The sequence below is a fragment of the Rhodocista pekingensis genome, assembly GCF_042665545.1.
In the GTDB taxonomy this organism is placed as follows: Bacteria; Pseudomonadota; Alphaproteobacteria; order Azospirillales; family Azospirillaceae; genus Rhodocista; species Rhodocista pekingensis.
The window spans coordinates 152,852-170,700 of sequence record NZ_JBHTCM010000009.1; the positions used below are offsets into that span (position 1 = coordinate 152,852).

At 70.2% G+C, this 17,849-nt stretch carries 14 protein-coding genes; 6 read left to right on the forward strand and 8 right to left on the reverse strand.

Annotation, left to right across the window (positions count from 1 at the left end; translation table 11 throughout):
* The 4 genes from ACFQPS_RS08155 to ACFQPS_RS08170 form a co-directional block, all read right to left on the reverse strand.
* Complete coding sequence (locus tag ACFQPS_RS08155) at nucleotides 1–582, reverse strand: dTDP-4-dehydrorhamnose 3,5-epimerase family protein (protein ID WP_377358008.1); 582 nt, start codon at nucleotides 580–582, stop codon at nucleotides 1–3.
* Between the two features lie 14 nt (nucleotides 583–596).
* On the reverse strand, nucleotides 597–1,418 hold the full coding sequence (gene rfbF / locus ACFQPS_RS08160; RefSeq protein WP_377358010.1) for a glucose-1-phosphate cytidylyltransferase: 822 nt from the start codon (nucleotides 1,416–1,418) through the stop codon (nucleotides 597–599).
* A 215-nt stretch (nucleotides 1,419–1,633) separates the two neighbouring features.
* Complete coding sequence (locus ACFQPS_RS08165) at nucleotides 1,634–3,184, reverse strand: lipopolysaccharide biosynthesis protein (protein ID WP_377358012.1); 1,551 nt, start codon at nucleotides 3,182–3,184, stop codon at nucleotides 1,634–1,636.
* A gap of 193 nt (nucleotides 3,185–3,377) precedes the next feature.
* A complete protein-coding gene (locus tag ACFQPS_RS08170; RefSeq protein WP_377358014.1) occupies nucleotides 3,378–4,403 on the reverse strand; it encodes an NAD-dependent epimerase/dehydratase family protein in 1,026 nt (341 codons plus the stop codon).
* 408 nt (nucleotides 4,404–4,811) lie between these two features.
* Here ACFQPS_RS08170 and ACFQPS_RS08175 point away from each other — a divergent pair, with 408 nt between their 5' ends.
* The 3 genes from ACFQPS_RS08175 to ACFQPS_RS08185 all read left to right on the forward strand — a co-directional run bounded on the left by ACFQPS_RS08175 (nucleotide 4,812) and on the right by ACFQPS_RS08185 (nucleotide 8,245).
* Complete coding sequence (locus ACFQPS_RS08175; protein ID WP_377358015.1) at nucleotides 4,812–5,912, forward strand: NAD-dependent epimerase/dehydratase family protein; 1,101 nt, start codon at nucleotides 4,812–4,814, stop codon at nucleotides 5,910–5,912.
* Between the two features lie 13 nt (nucleotides 5,913–5,925).
* Complete coding sequence (locus tag ACFQPS_RS08180) at nucleotides 5,926–7,125, forward strand: VanZ family protein (RefSeq protein ID WP_377358017.1); 1,200 nt, start codon at nucleotides 5,926–5,928, stop codon at nucleotides 7,123–7,125.
* A 217-nt stretch (nucleotides 7,126–7,342) separates the two neighbouring features.
* A complete protein-coding gene (locus ACFQPS_RS08185) occupies nucleotides 7,343–8,245 on the forward strand; it encodes a glycosyltransferase family 2 protein (protein ID WP_377358019.1) in 903 nt (300 codons plus the stop codon).
* Between the two features lie 70 nt (nucleotides 8,246–8,315).
* On the opposite strand, the gene ACFQPS_RS08190 is transcribed toward ACFQPS_RS08185, so the two are convergent.
* The 4 genes from ACFQPS_RS08190 to ACFQPS_RS08205 form a co-directional block, all read right to left on the reverse strand.
* Entirely contained in the window at nucleotides 8,316–8,963 is a 648-nt protein-coding gene (locus ACFQPS_RS08190) for a PIG-L deacetylase family protein (protein ID WP_377358021.1), read from the reverse strand.
* Nucleotides 8,964–8,970: 7 nt separating this feature from the next.
* Nucleotides 8,971–9,810, reverse strand: a complete 840-nt coding sequence (locus ACFQPS_RS08195; RefSeq protein WP_377358023.1) for a glucose-1-phosphate cytidylyltransferase — start codon at nucleotides 9,808–9,810, stop codon at nucleotides 8,971–8,973.
* The gene (locus ACFQPS_RS08200) at nucleotides 9,807–11,123 is read right to left on the reverse strand and encodes a class I SAM-dependent methyltransferase (protein WP_377358025.1); all 1,317 of its coding nucleotides are present in this window, start codon (nucleotides 11,121–11,123) and stop codon (nucleotides 9,807–9,809) included. Before ACFQPS_RS08200 ends, ACFQPS_RS08195 begins: the two co-directional genes overlap by 4 nt.
* A 180-nt stretch (nucleotides 11,124–11,303) precedes the next feature.
* Nucleotides 11,304–12,107, reverse strand: a complete 804-nt coding sequence (locus ACFQPS_RS08205; RefSeq protein WP_377358027.1) for an FkbM family methyltransferase — start codon at nucleotides 12,105–12,107, stop codon at nucleotides 11,304–11,306.
* A 275-nt stretch (nucleotides 12,108–12,382) separates the two neighbouring features.
* Between ACFQPS_RS08205 and ACFQPS_RS08210 the strand changes: the two genes are divergently transcribed.
* The 3 genes from ACFQPS_RS08210 to ACFQPS_RS08220 all read left to right on the forward strand — a co-directional run.
* Entirely contained in the window at nucleotides 12,383–13,036 is a 654-nt protein-coding gene (locus ACFQPS_RS08210) for a sensor histidine kinase (RefSeq protein ID WP_377358029.1), read from the forward strand.
* Between the two features lie 168 nt (nucleotides 13,037–13,204).
* A complete protein-coding gene (locus tag ACFQPS_RS08215; protein WP_377358030.1) occupies nucleotides 13,205–14,665 on the forward strand; it encodes a lipopolysaccharide biosynthesis protein in 1,461 nt (486 codons plus the stop codon).
* Nucleotides 14,666–14,824: 159 nt separating this feature from the next.
* Nucleotides 14,825–17,849 (forward strand): Ig-like domain-containing protein (locus ACFQPS_RS08220; protein ID WP_377358032.1); only part of this gene is annotated, 3,025 nt, incomplete at its 3' end.

Genomic DNA, 17,849 nt, shown 5'->3' on the forward strand with positions numbered 1-17,849 from the left:
TCAGAGGGCAGGGGTGGCCAGGGCGGGGGTGGGCAGCAGCCAGGGGAACCGCTGACCGAGCGGCGGCCAGGACAGGTCCTTGTCGGAGACGGACACGGGCGGCAGCGGCCAGCGGATGGCGACGGCCGGATCGTCGGGACGGAAGCCGTCGTAGTACTCCGGCCGGTAGGGCTCGCCGCCCATGAAGTATTCGACCGTCACGTCGTCCGTCAGAGTCTGGAAACCGTGGGCGACGCCGGCCGGGACATAGAGCATCGTGTCGTCGCCCTCGCCCAGCTCCATGACGTGCAGCCGGCCACGGGTGGGGGAGTCCGCGCGCAGGTCCACGATCACGTCGTGGACCCGCCCGCGGGTGATGCGGACCAGCTTGGATTCCGCATGCGGCGCGCGCTGGAAGTGCATCCCGCGGATGGTGCCGCGGCTGCGCGTGACCGACCAGTTCGCCTGCACGAAGTCGAAGGCGATGCCGGCGTCGACGAAGGTCTGCCGACACCAGGTGCGGGCGAAGGCACCGCGGTCGTCGCGGTGCGCGGTCAGGCGGACGATGCGGGCATCGGCAATGGCGGTGGGCTCGAACCTCATGGGGGCCTCGGCCGTCACACGGCGCGGAGCTTCGCCGGCGCCGCGGTGTCCGCGGCCGGCTTCCGGTCCCAGACCCGCCAGGGCGCCCGGCCGCTCTTCCAGAGATCCTCCAGCACCATCTTGTCGCGCAGCGTATCCATCGGCTGCCAGAAACCGGTGTGGCGGAAGGCCTGGAGCTGGTTCGCGGCGACCAGCCGCTCCATCGGCTCGCGCTCCCAGACGCTGTGGTCGCCGTCGATGAAGTCCACCGCCGACGGCTCCAGCACGAAGAAGCCGCCATTGATGAAGCCGCCGTCCTCCGGCCCCTTCTCACGGAAACCCTGCACCCGCGGCTCGCCGGGGTGCAGGTGCAGCGCGCCGAAGCGGCCGGGCTGGGTGACGGCCGTGACCGTCGCCAGCAGCCCGCTTTCCCGGTGCTGCGCGACCAGGGCGGCGATGTCCACGTCGCCGACGCCGTCGCCGTAGGTCATGCAGAAGGTATCGTCCAACAGATGCGCCACCCGGCGCAGGCGGCCACCGGTCATCGTCTCCAGCCCGGTATCGACCAGGGTGACCCGCCAGGGCTCTACCTCCCGCGGGGCGATCTGCATCGACTGCCGCGCCAGATCGAAGGTCACGTCCCCGTTGGAGAGCATGAAATCGCGGAAATAGATTTTCAGCAGTTCGCTCTTGTAGCCGCAGCAGACGATGAAGTCGCGCAGCCCGTAGTGCGAATATATTTTCATGATATGCCAGATGATCGGCTTGCCGCCGATTTCTACCAGCGGCTTCGGGCGCACATTGCTTTCTTCGCTGATGCGGGTTCCATATCCGCCCGCGAGGATGACGACCTTCATGACACCTCCCGAAAGAATGCGCCTGCACAGAATGCGGCTGCCGACTGCGTCTCTGGTCCGTCTCGGAACGCTTCGCGCGACGCCCAGGACCGGCGCCCTTCCGGCTGAGCGTCCCGGATTCGGGGGTGCGGCCTCGGGGGAGGGGGCGTCCCCGCGGGGGAAGCGCTGTCGCTTCCGTGGAACCGCTTCGGGGCGGAACAGAGCAGGAGGAGTCGTCAGTCTCCGGCGGGTGCGCTGACCACCGGACCGGCTGCGGTTGCCCGGGGGCGGCCCAGCGCCAGCCCGACCAGGTCCAGGCAGGTGCGCAGGCTGCGCCGGCCGACCGTCAGCAGCACCAGGGCATAGGCCAGCACACCGGCCGCGGCCCCCAGCGGCTCCGCCAGCAGCCGGTGCGGCAGGGTCAGGTGCAGACCCGCAACCGTCTGCCAGGCGGCGACGAACGCGGCGGAAGCCAGCAGCACCGGCGCCAGCCGACGCATGACCTGGAGCGGCGGAATGCCGATCGCCCGGCGCAGCGCCAGCAGGTCCAGCGGCACGAAGCAGCACTGGCGGACGACCAGAGCCGCGGCCAGGGCGACAAGGCCGCGGTCGATCAGCAGCGCGATCAGCAGCAGGTTGCAGGCCGCCCCCAGCCCGATCAGCAGCATGAACCGGCCGGCATGGCCGACGCCGCGCAGCACGGTGCCCGACATGCTGCCGATGATGGTGGGGATGCCGCCCAGCGCCAGCCAGCGCAGGACCTCCCCGGCGGTCCGCCAGTCCGATCCGAAGGCCAGTTCCACCAGGGCCGGCGCCACCGCCGACAGGCCCAGCAGCAGCACGGCGGCCACCGCCAGCACCGCCTCCGTCAGGGTGAGGAAGGCGCCGGCCAGCCGCTCCCGCTCGTGCTGCACGCGGGAGAACAGCGGAAAGGCCACCTGGGTCGTGGTCCGGGACAGCAGCGTGATGACGGTTTCCTGGATCCGCTGCGCCAGCACGTAGAATCCCAGCACCATGGGGCTGGCCAGCAGGCCGACCAGCAGCTTGTCGGCCTGACTGTAGGCGAACATCAGCAACCGGGTGCCGGCGGTCTTGGCGGTGAAGGGCAGCAGTTCGGCGACATGCGGGCGGGAGAAGCGCAACCGCGGCCGCCACGCCACCGCCCGCCAGAGCATCAGCGTGCCGACCAGCCTCTCCACGGTGAACTGCCCGACCAGTGCCCAGACCCCGGCGCCGGCCACCGCCAGGGCGATGCCGGTGATCCCGCCGGCGACGATGCCGGCCAGGGTCCGTACCGCGATGGCGCGGAAGGCCATGCGCCGGAACAGCAACGCCTGATGGACTGCGCCGGTCGATCCCACCACCAGCACCCCGGCTCCGACCCAGATCAGCGGCGCCAGCCCCGGCGTATCGTAGGCCCGCTGGATGGTCGGAGCGGCGGCGGCCCCGATGCCCGCCAGCAGCAGCGAAAGGCCGAGATTGAGCCAGAAGACGCCATCAAGATGGTCGCCCTCCAGCGCGGGGCGCTGGATCAGGGCCTCGCCCAGCCCGTCGTCCAGGATCGCCTGGGCGAAGGCCACCAGCACGACGATCACGGCGAAGCTGCCGAAATCGTGCGGGGTCAGCAGGCGCGCCAGCACCAGCATGACCAGCAGCGAGATGATCTGCCGGCCCCAGTTGTTCGCCATGGACCACAGCGCACCCTTGGCCGCCTGCCGGCCGAGCCCCGCGGCCCCTCCCGGCGTCTGCCCTTCCGGCAGGGCGATCTCGGTCTTCAGATCCGGCATGGGGTGACAGGCCCGCGAGAGTTCCCGAACGGGGACTCCAACGCGGCATCGGGCCGGGTGGGCAGGGGGGCTGGCCGGTTTAGTCACAGTCTCCCGGATGCGCGCCACGGACGGCACCGGCCGGGCCTGGCGGGGTAACCCCCCTCCGGCGCCGCGGCCGGAGGGGGTGGAAACCGCCGTCGGACACGCCGGTTCAGCCGGCGCGGGCCAGGGTCGGGCGCTCCTCCGCCAAGGGTTTGCCCTCCAGGTGCTCCCGGTAGTGCCCGATGGTGCGGGTCAGGCCCTCGGCCAGCGTCGTCGTCGCCCGCCAGCCGAGCCGCTCCAGCGCCGGGCCTGTATCGGCGGCGCGGACCATCTCCAGCGCGCGGTCCGGCAGGGCGCCGAAGCGCAGCAGGTCGGTCCGCCCCAGCATCTCCCCCGCCAGCGTCAGGCAGTCGCGCAGCGTCACCAGCCGGCCGCTGCCGATGTCGATGGAGCCCGCCCCCGTATAGGGGGCGAGCCCGGCGCGCAGGAAGGCGTCGGTCACGTCGTCCACGAACACCCAGTCCACCGGCCGCAGGCCGCTGCCCAGCCGTGCCGGTTCGCCGCGCAGCAGTGCCAGGATGGAGGCGGGGATGACCTTGTAGTCCTTCTGTCCCGGCCCGTAGGTCATCATCAGCCGCAGCACCGTCACCGGCAGGCCGTGCAGCGCCGCCATCATCCGGGCATAACCGGCCGTCGTCCATTTCGCCGCCGCATAGGGGGAGGAGGGAACGGCCTCGCCGGCATCGCCGGTCGGCTCCTCCAGCGACGCCGCCAGCACCAGCCGGTCCACGCCGCGGCGGGTCGCCTCCACCAGCACGTTGACGGTGGCGATCACGTCGTTGCGGATGCTCTCCCCGATCAGATCGACCTCGCGCCCGCCGCGGCTGTCGCTGGTCAGGTGGTAGACGATCTCCGGCCGGATATGGGCGAAGGCCTCGGCCAGCCGCTCGGGGACGCTGGCATCGCAGGGCCACCAGCCGACGGGTTCCGTCGGCAGGCCCGGCCGCCAGGGACTGCGCGACATGCCCCATACCTGGGCACCCAGCCGGCCCAGCCGGGCCACCAGATGCGCGCCCAGGAATCCGCTGGCCCCGATCACCAGCACACGGCGGCCCCGCAGGGCGCTGACGTCGATCGACGGTGGGGTGACCGCCGATGGGGGGCGCAGCGACGAGGGGGGCGGTGTCGCGGGCATGGGACCTCCGCTTTCCGGTGGGGGGAATCCCGGCGGGGATGCAGGGCGGGTGATGAACGCGGTTCACTTTAGGACCGGGAACCGAAAGAGGATCGACCCCGCCAGACGGCGGAGCCTGCCGGTGCCGGGCCTATGGCCTTGGGCAAGGGGGGCGGGCCGGTCGTCAGCCGTTGCAGGGCCAAGACCCTGCCGCGCCGTGGCAAGGGCGAAAGCGGGTGAACCCCGCGGCGTCGGGGGACTCTCCGCCCGGCGGGGCGGCATCCCCGTACCGTAAGTGCGGGGGCGGCGGAGTACTCCCCCTGCCTGCCGTGCCGCGCTGCACCCTGTCCACCACAGCCTCCGTTTAACAGGCGATCCGCCGGACCGATCTGGCCGGCGCCGACACTGGCAGACGAAGGAAGCATTGCGATGAAGGTGCTGGTTACCGGGTCGGAAGGATACATCGGGTCCGTCCTCGGCCCGTACCTGATCGCCCGTGGGCATCGGGTCACCGGGCTGGACACCGGCTTCTACACGGCCGGCCTGCTCTATCAGGATGCCAAGCAGCGGCCGCCGCTGGTGGCGCGCGACATCCGCGATGTCGGGCCGGAGGATCTCCAGGGCTTCGACGCCGTCGTGCATCTGGCCGAGCTGTCGAACGACCCGCTCGGCGCGCATGACCGCGACACCACCATGGACATCAACTGGAACGGGTCCCGCTCGCTGGCCGAGGCCGCACGGCGGGCCGGGGTGCGCCGCTTCGTCTACGCCTCCTCCTGCTCCGTCTACGGCGTCGGCAGCGAGGGCGAGGTGAAGGACGAGACCTCCGAGCCCGATCCGCGCACGGCCTATGCGGAGTGCAAGGTGCTGTGCGAGCGGCACCTCGCCACGATGAACGATCCGGACCGCTTCGCCACCACCTGCCTGCGCAACGCCACAGCCTTCGGCGCGTCGCCGCGCATGCGTTTCGACATCGTGCTGAACAACCTCGCCGGGCTGGCCTGGACCACCGGCCAAATCGCCATGTCCAGCGACGGCACGCCCTGGCGGCCGCTGGTCCATGTCCTGGACATCTGCCGCGCCGTGGAGCTGACGCTGGCGGCCCCGCCGGAGCGGGTGGCCGGGCAGATCTTCAATGTCGGTGCCGATGACCAGAACTATCGGGTGCGGGAGATCGCCAGCGTCGTCGGCGAGGTCTTCACCGGATCGGAGGTGACCTTCGGCGAGCCCAGCCCGGACAACCGCAGCTACCGCGTCTCCTTCGCCCGGATACGGGAGCACCTGCCCGATTTCCGCTGCGACTGGTCGGCCCGGGCGGGGGCGGTGCAGCTCCACAGCCTGTTCCGCGCCATCGCCCTCTCGGGGGAGGATTTCAAGGCGCCGCCCTTCACCCGGCTGAAGGAGCTGCGGCGTCTGCTCGACCTGGGGAGGCTCGACGGCCGCTTCCGCTGGCATGGCCTGGACATCGACGAGCCGCACACCGGCACGCAGGCAGGCGAGGCCGCGCCGCAGGCCCGGGCCGTCGCCTGAGACCGTCGCGGCCGTGATCCTGCCCCTGCGGCTTCCGGCAGCGGCGGCGGCGCTGGTCTGCCTCGCCGCCGTCCTCTACGGCTCCCTCCATCCGTTCCGCTTCGTCTGGCCGGAGACGGGAGCGGCGGCGGCCTGGCTGTCCGCCGGGACGGAGGGCAGCCATCCGGCGGAGATGCTGGTCAACCTGCTGCTCTACGCGCCGACGGCGGCCCTGGCCGTTGCCGCGTGGGGCGGGGTGTCGATGCGCCGCGCGGCCCTGCTGGCCGGGTTCGGGGGCTTTCTCCTGTCCCTGGGGGTGGAGACGGTGCAGGCCGTGATGCCCGACCGCACCTCCAGCCTGCTGGATCTGGGGCTGAACACCCTGGGCGCCGCGCTGGGCGGGATACTCGGGGCCGTGGTGGCACCGCGCCTGGTGCGCGGCTGGTCCCTGCGGCGGCTGGCGGCGCAGCCCTTCGTGCTGCTGCTGCTGGCGGCCGTCGCCGGCTACCGTCTTTATCCTTATGTTCCCTCGCTGGAGCCGGACCATGTCTGGGCGGGTTTCTACTACGCCTTCGACCTGCACACGGCCCCGCCCCTGACGGTGCTGCGTGGCACCGTCACCTGGCTGACGCTCGCGGTGCTGGTGGAGGCGCTGTCCGGTCGCCGGCTGGCCCGGCTGGCGGCACCGCTCGCCATCGCCCTGCTCCTGGTGGCCGCGGTGACGCTGGACCGCAACCGTCTCTATGCCTCCGACCTGCTGGCGGCCCTGCTGGGCGGCCTGCTCTGGGCCGTGGTGCCCTGGCGGCGCGGGCCCTGGCGCTGGCTGCTGGCCGGGCTGGCAGCCGCGGCCATCGTCGCCGGGCGCCTGCGTGCCGGTGATGCCCTGGCCGATCCGCTGGCGGGGCTGGTCCCCTTCGCGGAACTGCGCGAGCGCCATCTGACGGCGGTCTTCCTGGCCCTGTTCGAGAAGACCTTCCGCCTGGGGTCGGTGCTCTGGCTGCTCTGGTCGGCCGGGCTGGACCGGCGGCGGGCGGCCCTGGGCTTCGCCGGGTTGCTGCTGCTGGGAGAGGCGGTCCGGGCGGTGGCGGGGGGCGTGCCATTGACGACGGATGCGGTCCTCGTCCTGATCCTGGCCGGTGTCTGGGGGTTGCTGGAGCCCGCGCGACCGCCGCCGGTCACGGTGCCGCGCCATGGCTGTGGTGCCAGGGACACGCTCCCGTCCCGGTCGCTGTGACCTCTCTTTCGTGACGAAACCAAACCGTGTTCCCCACCGTTTCAGAACCTGAGAAGCCGGATTCAGCCCAGGGCCGCAGAAGACGGCCCGGGCGGCGGAGAGTCCGGACGCGGCCGCCCCGCAAGTCCGACCCGGCGCGGCCTGTGACAAAAAGGGGGAATCCCGTGCCGGTCGCTTCCACAACCCTCGTTCCCGCGGCGCAGCCGGGGAGGTCCTGATGCCCCTGGTTTCCATCGGCCTGCCGGTCTTCAACGGCGAGCGCTACTTGGCCCGGGCGATCGACACGATCCTCGGCCAGAGCTTCCGGGATTTCGAACTGATCGTCTGCGACAACGCCTCGACCGACCGGACGCCGGCGATCCTGGCCGAGGCGGCCCGCCACGACGACCGCATCCGCTACGTCCGCAACAATGCCAACATCGGGGCGGCGCCCAACTGGAACCGGGTCTTCTCGATGGCGACCGGCGCGTTCTTCAAGTGGGCGTCGCACGACGACCTGCACGCCCCCACCTATCTGGAACGCTGCCTTGAGGCCATGCAGGCCGACCCTGGTCTGGTGCTCTGCCACACCGCCACCACGCTGGTGGACGAGGACGAGGTGGAACTGGCCCGCGACCCGATCGACGGTACCTACCGGGACAGGGCGGGCAATCTGCGCTTCGGGCCGCCGCCGCCGACCCGGGCGCAGAGTCCCGACCCCGTGCAGCGCTTCCGCGACATCCATGTGGACCTGATCCGCTGCTTCGACATCTTCGGGCTGATGCGCAGCGACGTGCTCCGCCGCACCTCGCTGCACCGCTCCTATTACGGGTCGGACAAGGCGCTGCTGGTGGAACTGGCGCTGCTGGGCCGCTTCTCGGAGGTGCCGGAGCCGCTGTTCCTGAAGCGCGACCATGCCGAAACCTCGCTGACGCTCTCGGCCGCGGAGAAGGCGCGCTGGATTGACCCGGCCCGACGGCCGCCGAAGCTGCTGCCGCGGCGGCTCTACTACACCCAGGTGCTCGATGCGCTGGGGCGCAGCGGACTGTCGGCGGCGGAGAAGGCGCGCTGCCTCGGCATCATCGCGGCGAACGTGAAATGGCGCGGCCTGTTGCGCCGCGCCCTGCCGCATCAGAGCTGACGCCGCCGGACTGTTTCCAGATCATGGAAACAGTCCGGCGGCCCATGCCCGTTCCGGGGGAGTCAGTGCGTCACAGGCACACTTTATGCGCGTGGAATCCTTCGGCGTAGCCCTCCGGGGCGGCCGACTGGATGCCGCGCAGGCGCATCAGCCCCAGGAAGGTCTCCGGTGTGAACCAGGACCGGGCGCGCTGGCTGCCGAAATGCTGCATCAGCAGTCCGGCCTTGCGTTCCGCCGCGGCGCGGGTCAGCGGCACATAGAGGTTCGGATTGCCGGTGTCGCCGTCGTATTTCGGGATCTCGTATTCCAGGATCAGGTGGTTGCGGAAGGTGTTCCAGGCCAGATCCGCCAGCGTCCTGTGGTCCTGGTGCCGGTCCTCGCGGTGATGGGTCAGGACCAGGTCGGGCTGCCCGCACCGCTTCAGGGCCTCGAAGCACTGCTTGATCTCGGCGAACTGCGCGGGGAAGAAGCCGTCGCGGAAGGCGTGGACGTCGATCCGGCTGCGGCCCGCCGCGCGCAGGAAGTCCGCCGCGCTGTCGCGGGCCTCGCTGGCGCGCACGTCGTCCGCCGCGAACACCACCCAATGGACGCTGCTGCCGGGATGGCGCTCCAGCAGCGTCAGCAGCGTGCCGCCGCAGCCGATCTCCACGTCGTCGGAATGCGCGCCCAGGCACAGGATGTCGAGGGGCGTGCCGGGGCCGAGGGACAGGGTCAGCATGGCGCGCTCACGCAGCAGCGAAGCCGACGGCGCGGTGGGTCGGGACGCTGTTGTCCTGCACCGTGTCCTGCGGATCGCGCCAGACCTCCCAGGGGGCGGGGCCGGACGACTGCGCCGCCTCCAGCGTCTGGAGGTCCTTGAAGGTGTCGCAGCCGCGCCAGAAGCCGGTATGCTCATGCACCAGCAGGCGGCGGGCGTCGATCAGGCGCTGGAACGGTTCCTCCACCAGCTCCTCGCCGGGCACGATGTAGTCGAAGATCTCCTGCCGGAACGCGAAATAGCCCGCATTCACCCAGAGGTCCGCATCCTCCACATTGTCCACCCGGGTCACCCGTCCGGCCGTGTCGTGACGGACGAAATGGAAGCTGGTGTTGGGCCGCGCCGCCATGAAGGCGGCCGTCGCGTCGCTGGCGGCCAGCCGGTCCGTGATCTCCGGCAGCGGGCAGTCGGTCAGCCCGTCGCTGTAGTTGGCCAGGAACATTTCCTCGTCGCGCAGGAAGCGGCGGACGGCCAGCAGGCGCTGGCCGATGTTGCTGGTGCTGCCCGTGTCCACGAAGGTGATGCGCCAGTCGTCGATGTCGCGGCGCAGCAGTTCCAGCCGCTTCGCCCCTTCCGACAGCACGAAGTCGTTGGACACGCACTCGTCATACTTCAGGAAGAAGTCCTTGATGACGTGCCCCTTGTGGCCCAGGCACAGGATGAAGTCCTTGTGCCCGTAATGGGCGTAGTAGCGCATCAGATGCCACAGGATCGGCCGTGTGCCGATCGGCACCATCGGCTTCGGCAGGGCGTCCGAATAGTCGCGCATGCGGAGCCCGAGGCCCCCGCAGAACAGGACCACCTTCATGGCGCGGTTCCCTTCGAGAGATCGGCGGGATCGACGATGACCGGTTCGGGGATCGGGACGATGAAGCGGCCGCCCCAGCCGGCGACGGGGGCAAGCTGGCGCATGATCTCGTCCTTCAGGTTCCAGGGCAGGATCAGCACGCAGTCGGGCCGTGTCTGCTCGATCCGGTCGGGCGGATGGATCGGGATGCGGGTGCCGGGCAGCAGGCGCCCGTGCTTGTAGGGATTGCGGTCCACCGTGTAGTCCAGCAGATCGGTGCGGATGCCGCAGTAGTTCAGCAGGGTGTTGCCCTTGCCCGGCGCACCGTAGCCGACGACGCTCAGCCCCTGCTCGCGCAGGTCCGACAACAGCCGGAGAAGCCGCCGCTTGGTCCGGCGCACCCGCGCGTCGAAGGCGCGGTAGGTCGCCATGTCCTCCAGCCCGCGGCCGCGCTCGGTGGCGCAGAGCGCCTCCACCGCCGGCGCCGTCGGATGCGCGGCGTTCTCGTGGCAGGCGTAGACGCGCAGCGAGCCGCCATGCGTCCACAGCTCATCCACGTCGAACACCCGCAGCCCGTGGGCCGCCAGCAGCCGGCGCACCGTGCCCAGGGAGAAGTAGGAGAAGTGCTCGTGGTAGATCGTGTCGAACTGGTTCTCCTCGATCAGCCGCAGCAGATGGGGGAACTCCAGCGTCAGCACGCCCTGCGGCTTCAGCAGCACCGGGAAACCGCCGACGAAGGCGTGCAGGTCCGGCACCTGCGCCAGCACGTTGTTGCCGGCGATCAGGTCGGCCTGCTTCCCCTCGGCCGCCAGCTCCCGCGCCAGGGCGGCGTCGAAGAAGCGGACCAGGGTCGGCACGCCCGCCTCCTCCGCCGCGCGGGCGACGTTGGCGGCGGGCTCGATGCCCAGGCAGGGGATGCCCCGCTCGACCGCATTGCGCAGCAGGTAGCCGTCGTTGCTCGCCACCTCGACGACAAAGCTGTCCCGGCCCAGGCCGAAGCGCGCCGCCATCGCCGCCACATAGTCGGCGGCATGGGCCAGCCAGGCCCGGGAGAAGGAGGAGAAGTAGGCGTACTCGCCGAAGATGTCGTCGGGCGGCACGTATTCGCCGAGCTGCACCAGCCAGCAGTGCGGGCAGACCTTGACGTCCAGGGGATAGAACATCTCCCCCGCGTCGGCCCGTTCCGGCGGGACGAAGCTCTCGCACAGGGGGGACAGGCCCAGATCGACGAAGGGCTCCAGGGCATGGCCGCAGGCGCGGCAGATCGTATGCCCGCGGCTGTGGGGGGCGGCGTCGCCCGGGGGGGCGCCGTGGGACAGGACGGTAGCGTCCATGGTGGCTCCGGGTCGGATCAGAACAGTTCCCGAGCAAGAACCCGCGGCGGCGGCACTCGGCCCGGCGCCTGTGGTGGCGCTCCGCCTGGGGAGGCCCCTACGGCGGAGGGGGGAACCAAGCGTCCAGGCGGAGGATCGTCGGGCCTTCCGGGGGAGGGGAGAGCCGAAGGGCGGGCCCCCTCAGTCCGGGTCGGTGGGGGCGCCCAGCCGGGCCGCCAGCGCGAAGAGAACGCGGGGACGGTCGGGGTGGATGAACAGGAAGTTGTGGATGTAGGCGTCGCTGTAGGAGGCGCCGACCCGCTTGGCGTTCTCCGGCCGTTGCAGGATTTCCGGGCGGAAACGGCCGAGCGGGTGCAGGCGTCCCTCATGCAGGAAGAAGCCGCGGTAGCCCAGGCTCCCCAGCATCGCCTCGATCCGCTGGCGGGCACCGGGGACGTGCCTGTCCTCGCTGCCGACAAGGATCGTGGGGCGGTCGCGGGCGATACACTGTCGCCCGCCCTCCAGGATCGGGTATTCATGCCCTTCGGCATGCACCTTGAGGAAGCCGAGATCGCGCAGACCCAGCCCGTCCAGGGTGCGGAGCGGAACCTCCACGGTGCGGCGCTCGAACTCCCGGTTCACCCTGTCCTCGATGGTGGCGCGGGAGGTCAGCTCCCCGGCTGCCGTCAGGGGGATGGCGAGGTGGGCGGTGCCCTCATGGTCCGACAGGGCGCAGGCCAGCACCTCGACAGTCCGGCCGGTTCCGCGCTGTAGTTTCTCGGCCAGTCCGGGGTTCGGCTCCACCGCCACGGTCCGGGCGGAGGCACGGGCGATGTGCCAGGTGTAGACCCCGACATTCGCACCGACATCCACGGACGTGCCGTCGGGATCGCAGAGCAGGGGAACGAGGGGCAGTTCCGTCTCACCGGATGTCAGTCCGCGGCGGGCGCGCAGCCGCAGTTTCGCACTTTCCGGCACGACCTGTCGCAACAGGGTCCCAAGCATGGGGTCGAACTCCGCAGTCGGTTCCAAGGGGGACACGGGCGGCGACCGTTCCGGTCCATGCCGTCCGCAGGCGCGTTACCTTGCTAAACAGAGTTCCTGCTCTGCCGGATGGCGGTGACGGGTATCGCACGGAATTCCCGCCGGCCCTGCCGAAGGCAGAGGGCGTTGGCACGCGGAAGCCCTACCGCGAAAGAGGGCGGGAGCTTTTGCTGCGGGTGCGCTTTCTTCGCCGTGTGACACAGCCGGGGACAGTAATGGGCAAGGAAAGCGTCCGGATGGGAGCCGTTCCGGTGGCCGAAGTCCTGGTATCCGATGCGGACGCTACGGCGGCGGCACTGCTTCCGGGTGCCGTTCATCATGCCGCGATGGGCGGCATCGTCTCTCTGGCCAAGTCGCTGGAGGCCGAGATCCGGGCGATCCGCGATCCCGTGGCCCGGGCCGCCCTGGACGGGGCCCGTTCCCGGGTCGTGGCACTGGCCCAGGCGCAGCGCGTCCTGGCCGATCTGGCAGAAACCTGTGCCGCCGATCTCGGCGTGGCGCTGCGCGAACTGGGAACGGCCCTGGTCCTGGCGCATCAGGTCGATGGACGGAACATCCGGTTCGAGGTGCGCTGCTGGGGAGCGCCGCCGCTGCCCCGCTCCCTGGCGTTTCCCCTGGGGCTTGCCGCCAACGAACTGATCGGCAATGCCCTGCGCTATGCCTTCCGTCGCCGCAGCAGCGGCCGCATCGAGGTGGATCTCCGCTGCGCCGGCGGCCGGCTCGTCCTGCGTGTCGCCGACGACGGCGAAGGGATCTCCGACCGGACCCTGTCCAGCGGCAGCACCGGCCTGTGGCTGGTCCGTGCGATCGCCGCGCAGCTCGGCGGCCATGTCGATGTGGACCGGCGCGAGGGAACCGCGATCAGCCTTGTCCTTCCCCATCTTCCCTGAGCCCCTCTGCCGCATCGGATCGGCCGGACGGGCGAGGGGGCCAGCCTGTGCCTATGCCCAAGGCCCCATGGGCAACCCTTCCGATCGCGTGCTTGATCGGGGCCGCGGCGCGCCGTCGTCCGCCGGTCCGGCCGCATCCCCGATCCCCCGTGCAAGGTCCGCATCCCGATGAATCTGCGCCGGCTCGCCCTGGAAGGCGCGTTCTGGTCCTCCGCGGAGGGCTGGAGCCGCCAGCTCGCATCGCTCGTCATCTTTGTCGCCGTCGCACGCCTGCTGTCGCCGGCGGAGATCGGCCTGTTCGCCATGGTCACAATCGTGCTGGCCGCGGTCCAGACGGTCCTCGACGAGGGGCTGAACGAGGTGCTGATCCAGCGCGAGCCGCTGGATGACCGCCACCTGGACACGGCCTTCTGGTGCAATGTCGCCCTGACCGGGGGCATCTGCGGCGCATTGGTGCTGGCGGCACCGCTGCTGGCCCGTCTCTTCGACGAACCTGGTATCGCGCCGCTGCTCCAGGTGGTGGCGCTGGCGCCCCTGCTGGTCGGTCTCTGTGGGGTGCAGCAGGCGCTGCTGCGCCGGCAGTTCCGCTACAGACTGCTGGTCACCCGCTCGCTGGCCGGCATCGTGGCCGGCGGGGCTGTCGGTATCCTGCTGGCGGTGCAGGGCTACGGCGCCTGGGCCCTGGTGGCGCAGCAGGTGGTGGACCGTGCGGTCGGGGCGGCCGTGCTCTGGGCCGGAGCCGGCTGGACGCCGCGGGCACGCTTCTCCCTGGCCCATGCCCGCGACCTGATGCCGTACAGCGCCTTCCTCACCGCCACCCGCATCGTCAATTTCTGTAGCAAGCATGTCGACCGCTATCTGGTCGGGCTGCTGATGGGACCGGCGGCGCTGGGTGTCTATACCCTGGCCTACCGCGTGCACGACACGCTGAGCTTTCTGATCGTGCAGGGCGTCGCCAATGTCGGCATGAGCACCTTCGCCCGGCTCCAGGCCGAACGCGAGCGCATGCGCCGCGCGCTCTATGCCGCGGTCGAGCTTGGCGGCCTGCTGGCCACGCCCGTCTTCCTCGGCGTTTCCGCGGTGGCGTCCAATCTGGTGGTCACCTTCTTCGGCGAGGGCTGGCGGGAGAGCGGCACCATCCTGGCCGTCATCGCCCTGCTGGGCGTGCCGGGTCTGGTCAGCAACTTCGCCGGTGCCGTGATCCGAGCCACCGGCAGCGCCGCCCTGCTGCTGGCCCTCCTGACCGCCAGCGCCGTCGCCAACGTGGCCGTGGTGCTGGTCAGCGTGCAGTACGGGTTGGTCGCCGTCTCCATCGCCATCCTGCTGCGCAACGTCGCCTTCGTGCCGGTCTATCTCTGGATCATGCGGCGGCTGATCGGTGTCCGTGCGGGCGATTACCTTGCCTGCTTCATGCCCGGATTCCTCGCGGCCGCGGGCATGGCCGTGATCGTCCATGGTGTCGGGCTCGTGCTGGCACCCTATCTGACCGCCCCCGCGGCGCTGGGGGTGCAGGTGGCGGTCGGTCTGGCCGTCTACGGGATCCTGCTGCGGCTGGTCGCGCCGACGGCGCTGGCGCGGGCGCTGGCCGTCCTGCGGCACTACCGCCAGCTCCGCTCGGTGGAGGCATGACCCCGGGGGCTGCCCTTTCTGGGTAGATGGAAACCGTTTCCCGCCTCCCCGTTCAAGTCTATACGTTAAAGCGTATTAACCAGATCGACCGGCATTATTCCGGATCAATCGGGTTGGTTCGCGTTGCCGGACTGCGGATGAAGGCAAGGTAGAGAAACGATGTCGGCCTCTGGTGTTTCTGTCGATTTGACGGGTGACGTCAATGTCGACGCTCTGCTCTATGGCAGGAAATGGGATACGACCTCCATCACGTTCAGTTTTCCAGATCTTGTGGGGCAGCTATCCGATTACCTGTCCGATCCCTCCATTGACCCCAGTTACTTCTCTCCCCTTATCTTCGAACAGAAGAACGTCGTTCGGTCTGCCCTGAGCGACTGGGCCAGTGTCAGCGGGCTCACCTTCACAGAGGCAGCGACATCCGCGGACGGGGATATCCGCCTCTACCACTATCAGAGCCCCGACAACGTCACGGCCCGGATCGTCGACTATCCGTCCGGCCAGCCCCAGGGTGGGGATATCCAGTTCGGCGGTGCGGCCGTCGGGCCCGGTTGGGTCAAAGGCAGCTACGGCTACTTCCTTCTGCTGCATGAACTGGGCCATGCCCTCGGGCTGAAGCACCCGGACGAGGCGATCAACGGCTTTCCGGTGGCCGACCCGGCGCAGGACTGGGTCGGTCTCTCCGTGATGAGCTACCGCAGCCAGGCCGGCGGTGCGGTCGGGTCCTACACGCTGGCGGAAGGGAGCTATCCAGGGGCGCCGATGCTGAACGACATCGCCGCCATCCAGGCCCTGTATGGCCCGAACTGGACCACGAATGCGGGCGACACCACCTACTCCTTCGATCCGACCGCTCCGGTCATCTTCCTGACGATGTGGGACGGTGGCGGTACCGATACGTACAATTTCGCGAGCTACACGACCGACCTGACCGTTTCGCTGCTCCCGGGTGAATGGACCAGCCTGGGCGGGCAGCAGGCCCTACTGGACAGCGCGACTTCCACGCGGGCCCCGGCCAACATCGCCAACCCTTATCTGTATCAGGGGGATCCGCGATCGCTGATCGAGAACGCCGCGGGAGGGGCCGGCAACGACTCGATCACCGGGAACACGGCCGACAACAGGCTGGAGGGCCGGGACGGGAACGACACGCTCAGCGGCGGAGACGGCAGCGATACGCTTCTCGGCGGGCTCGGCAACGACAGTCTTCTCGGGGGTGCCGGTGCTGACTCCCTCAATGGCGGAGACGGCAACGATACCCTGGAGGGCGGGGCGGGCGACGATACCCTGGCGGGCGGGAACGGCGCCGATCTCTTCGTCTTCCAGTCCGGTGCCGGCTCAGGCATCGACCGGATCACGGGCTTCTCCGCCGGTGACAGTATCCGGACCCCCGTCGCACTGACGGGGCCGGTCACATCCGGCGATGGCAGCGGGCTTGGGGCGGGGCAGGTCTGCGTCGTGACGGGGGACACCACCTCGCGTCTCCATATCGGACTGGATGCCACCCCGGGATCCGATCTGGTGATCGACCTCGCCGGGAGCTTCTCCAAGGACAATTTCGTCCTGACGGGCCAGGAGATCGGGTACACGGCGGATACCGTCCTGCCGGGCGTTGCCGGTATCGCGCTCACCGGCAATCCCGATGCCACCGCTTCCTCCGTCACCTACCGGGTGAGCTTCGACGAAGGCGTCCTGGGCGTCACGGCGGGGGATTTCCTCCTGACGGCGACAGGGACGGCGGCGGGCACCATCTCCAGCGTGACCGCTGTTTCCGCCCTTCAGTACGATGTCGCGGTGACCGGTCTCTCGGGCACCGGCACACTGCGCCTGGACCTGTCCGGCAGCAGCGACATCACGGACCGCGCCGGCAATGGCAACGGCACGAATGGCCAAGTCGCTGCCTTCACGGGCGGCTCTGTCCACACGCTCGACCTCACCGCGCCGCTGGTCGCCGGCATTGTGCGGCAGTCGCCGACCGGCGCGACCACGAACGCCGACAGCCTGACCTTCCGCGTGAGCTTCAGCGAGGGGGTGGCCGACGTCGATTCCGCCGACTTCGCCGTTACCGGTACGACGGGCACGGTGACCGCTGTGACCGCCGCCGGGGGGAACGCCTTCGACGTGACGGTCAGCGGCGGGGATCTGGCAGGCCTGACGGGAACCGTCACCCTGTCCTTCGCCGCCGGCCAGAACATCACCGATACCGCCGGCAACGCCCTGGTCTCGACGACGCCCACGGGAACGAACGAAAACAGCTATACCGTCGACAACTCCCTGGTCGCCCTGGCCGTCACCGGTATCACGTCCGACACGGGCCATTCGGCCAGCGACGGGATCACCAGTGAGTCAGGGCTGGTCTTCAACGGCACGGCGAAGGCCAGGGCCACCGTGATCCTCCGGGTGGACGGCACCATCGTCGGGACGGGCACGGCCGATACTGCCGGACACTGGAGCATCGACGCCACCGGCAGCCTTCTTGATCAGGGCGCCCACACGGCTGTTGCCACTGCGATCGACGAAGCCGGCAACGAAACCACCTCGACCGCCTTTGCCCTGCGCGTCGACAGTGTTGCTCCGGTCTTCGCCGGCGCATCCGGCGGCAGCATCGCCGAGGACGCCGCCGCCGGTACATTGGCGCTACAGCTTGCCGTGACGGATGCCAGCGCAGTCAGCTTCAGCCTGCTCGGCGGCACCGGCGTGGACTTTTTCGATCTCGACCCGGCCAGCGGGCGCATCACCCTCGCCCCGGGGGCGGTGCTCGATTTCGACGGGACGGCCGGCTACACCCTCAGGGTGCGCACGACCGACGTCGCGGGCAACAGCCGCGACCAGGATTTTACGATCGCGGTGACGCAGGCGCCCGATCCGGAGCCCCCGCCGCCCCCGCCGCCCCCGCCGCCCCCGCCGCCGGTGGTGGTGATCCCGCCGTCGCCGCCGACCCCGCCGCTGCCGCCCGCGCCGCCGCCGACCCCGGTGCTGCCCGCGCCGGCGCCGGTGGTGCCGGTGACCGGAACGACGACGGAGGACGGGGTGGCGGTGGGCCGCGGCAGCGGCAGCGACAGCCTGACCGGACGGACGGTCGAGCAGGTCGTGGTGGCGCCGGTTCCGAGCAGCCGCCAGGATGTCACCGGCACGCCGACGGCCAATGCCGACATCCGGCTGGGCGGCAGCGTCACGGCGCCGGTCC

Bases quoted from the DNA above. Each gene is read 5' to 3' on its own strand.
- ACFQPS_RS08155 (WP_377358008.1), bottom strand. From the start codon at position 582: ATGAGGTTCGAGCCCACCGCCATTGCCGATGCCCGCATCGTCCGCCTG.
- rfbF (WP_377358010.1), bottom strand. From the start codon at position 1,418: ATGAAGGTCGTCATCCTCGCGGGCGGATATGGAACCCGCATCAGCGAA.
- ACFQPS_RS08165 (WP_377358012.1), bottom strand. From the start codon at position 3,184: ATGCCGGATCTGAAGACCGAGATCGCCCTGCCGGAAGGGCAGACGCCG.
- ACFQPS_RS08170 (WP_377358014.1), bottom strand. From the start codon at position 4,403: ATGCCCGCGACACCGCCCCCCTCGTCGCTGCGCCCCCCATCGGCGGTC.
- ACFQPS_RS08175 (WP_377358015.1), top strand. From the start codon at position 4,812: ATGAAGGTGCTGGTTACCGGGTCGGAAGGATACATCGGGTCCGTCCTC.
- ACFQPS_RS08185 (WP_377358019.1), top strand. From the start codon at position 7,343: ATGCCCCTGGTTTCCATCGGCCTGCCGGTCTTCAACGGCGAGCGCTAC.
- ACFQPS_RS08190 (WP_377358021.1), bottom strand. From the start codon at position 8,963: ATGCTGACCCTGTCCCTCGGCCCCGGCACGCCCCTCGACATCCTGTGC.
- ACFQPS_RS08195 (WP_377358023.1), bottom strand. From the start codon at position 9,810: ATGAAGGTGGTCCTGTTCTGCGGGGGCCTCGGGCTCCGCATGCGCGAC.
- ACFQPS_RS08200 (WP_377358025.1), bottom strand. From the start codon at position 11,123: ATGGACGCTACCGTCCTGTCCCACGGCGCCCCCCCGGGCGACGCCGCC.
- ACFQPS_RS08205 (WP_377358027.1), bottom strand. From the start codon at position 12,107: ATGCTTGGGACCCTGTTGCGACAGGTCGTGCCGGAAAGTGCGAAACTG.
- ACFQPS_RS08210 (WP_377358029.1), top strand. From the start codon at position 12,383: ATGGGAGCCGTTCCGGTGGCCGAAGTCCTGGTATCCGATGCGGACGCT.
- ACFQPS_RS08215 (WP_377358030.1), top strand. From the start codon at position 13,205: ATGAATCTGCGCCGGCTCGCCCTGGAAGGCGCGTTCTGGTCCTCCGCG.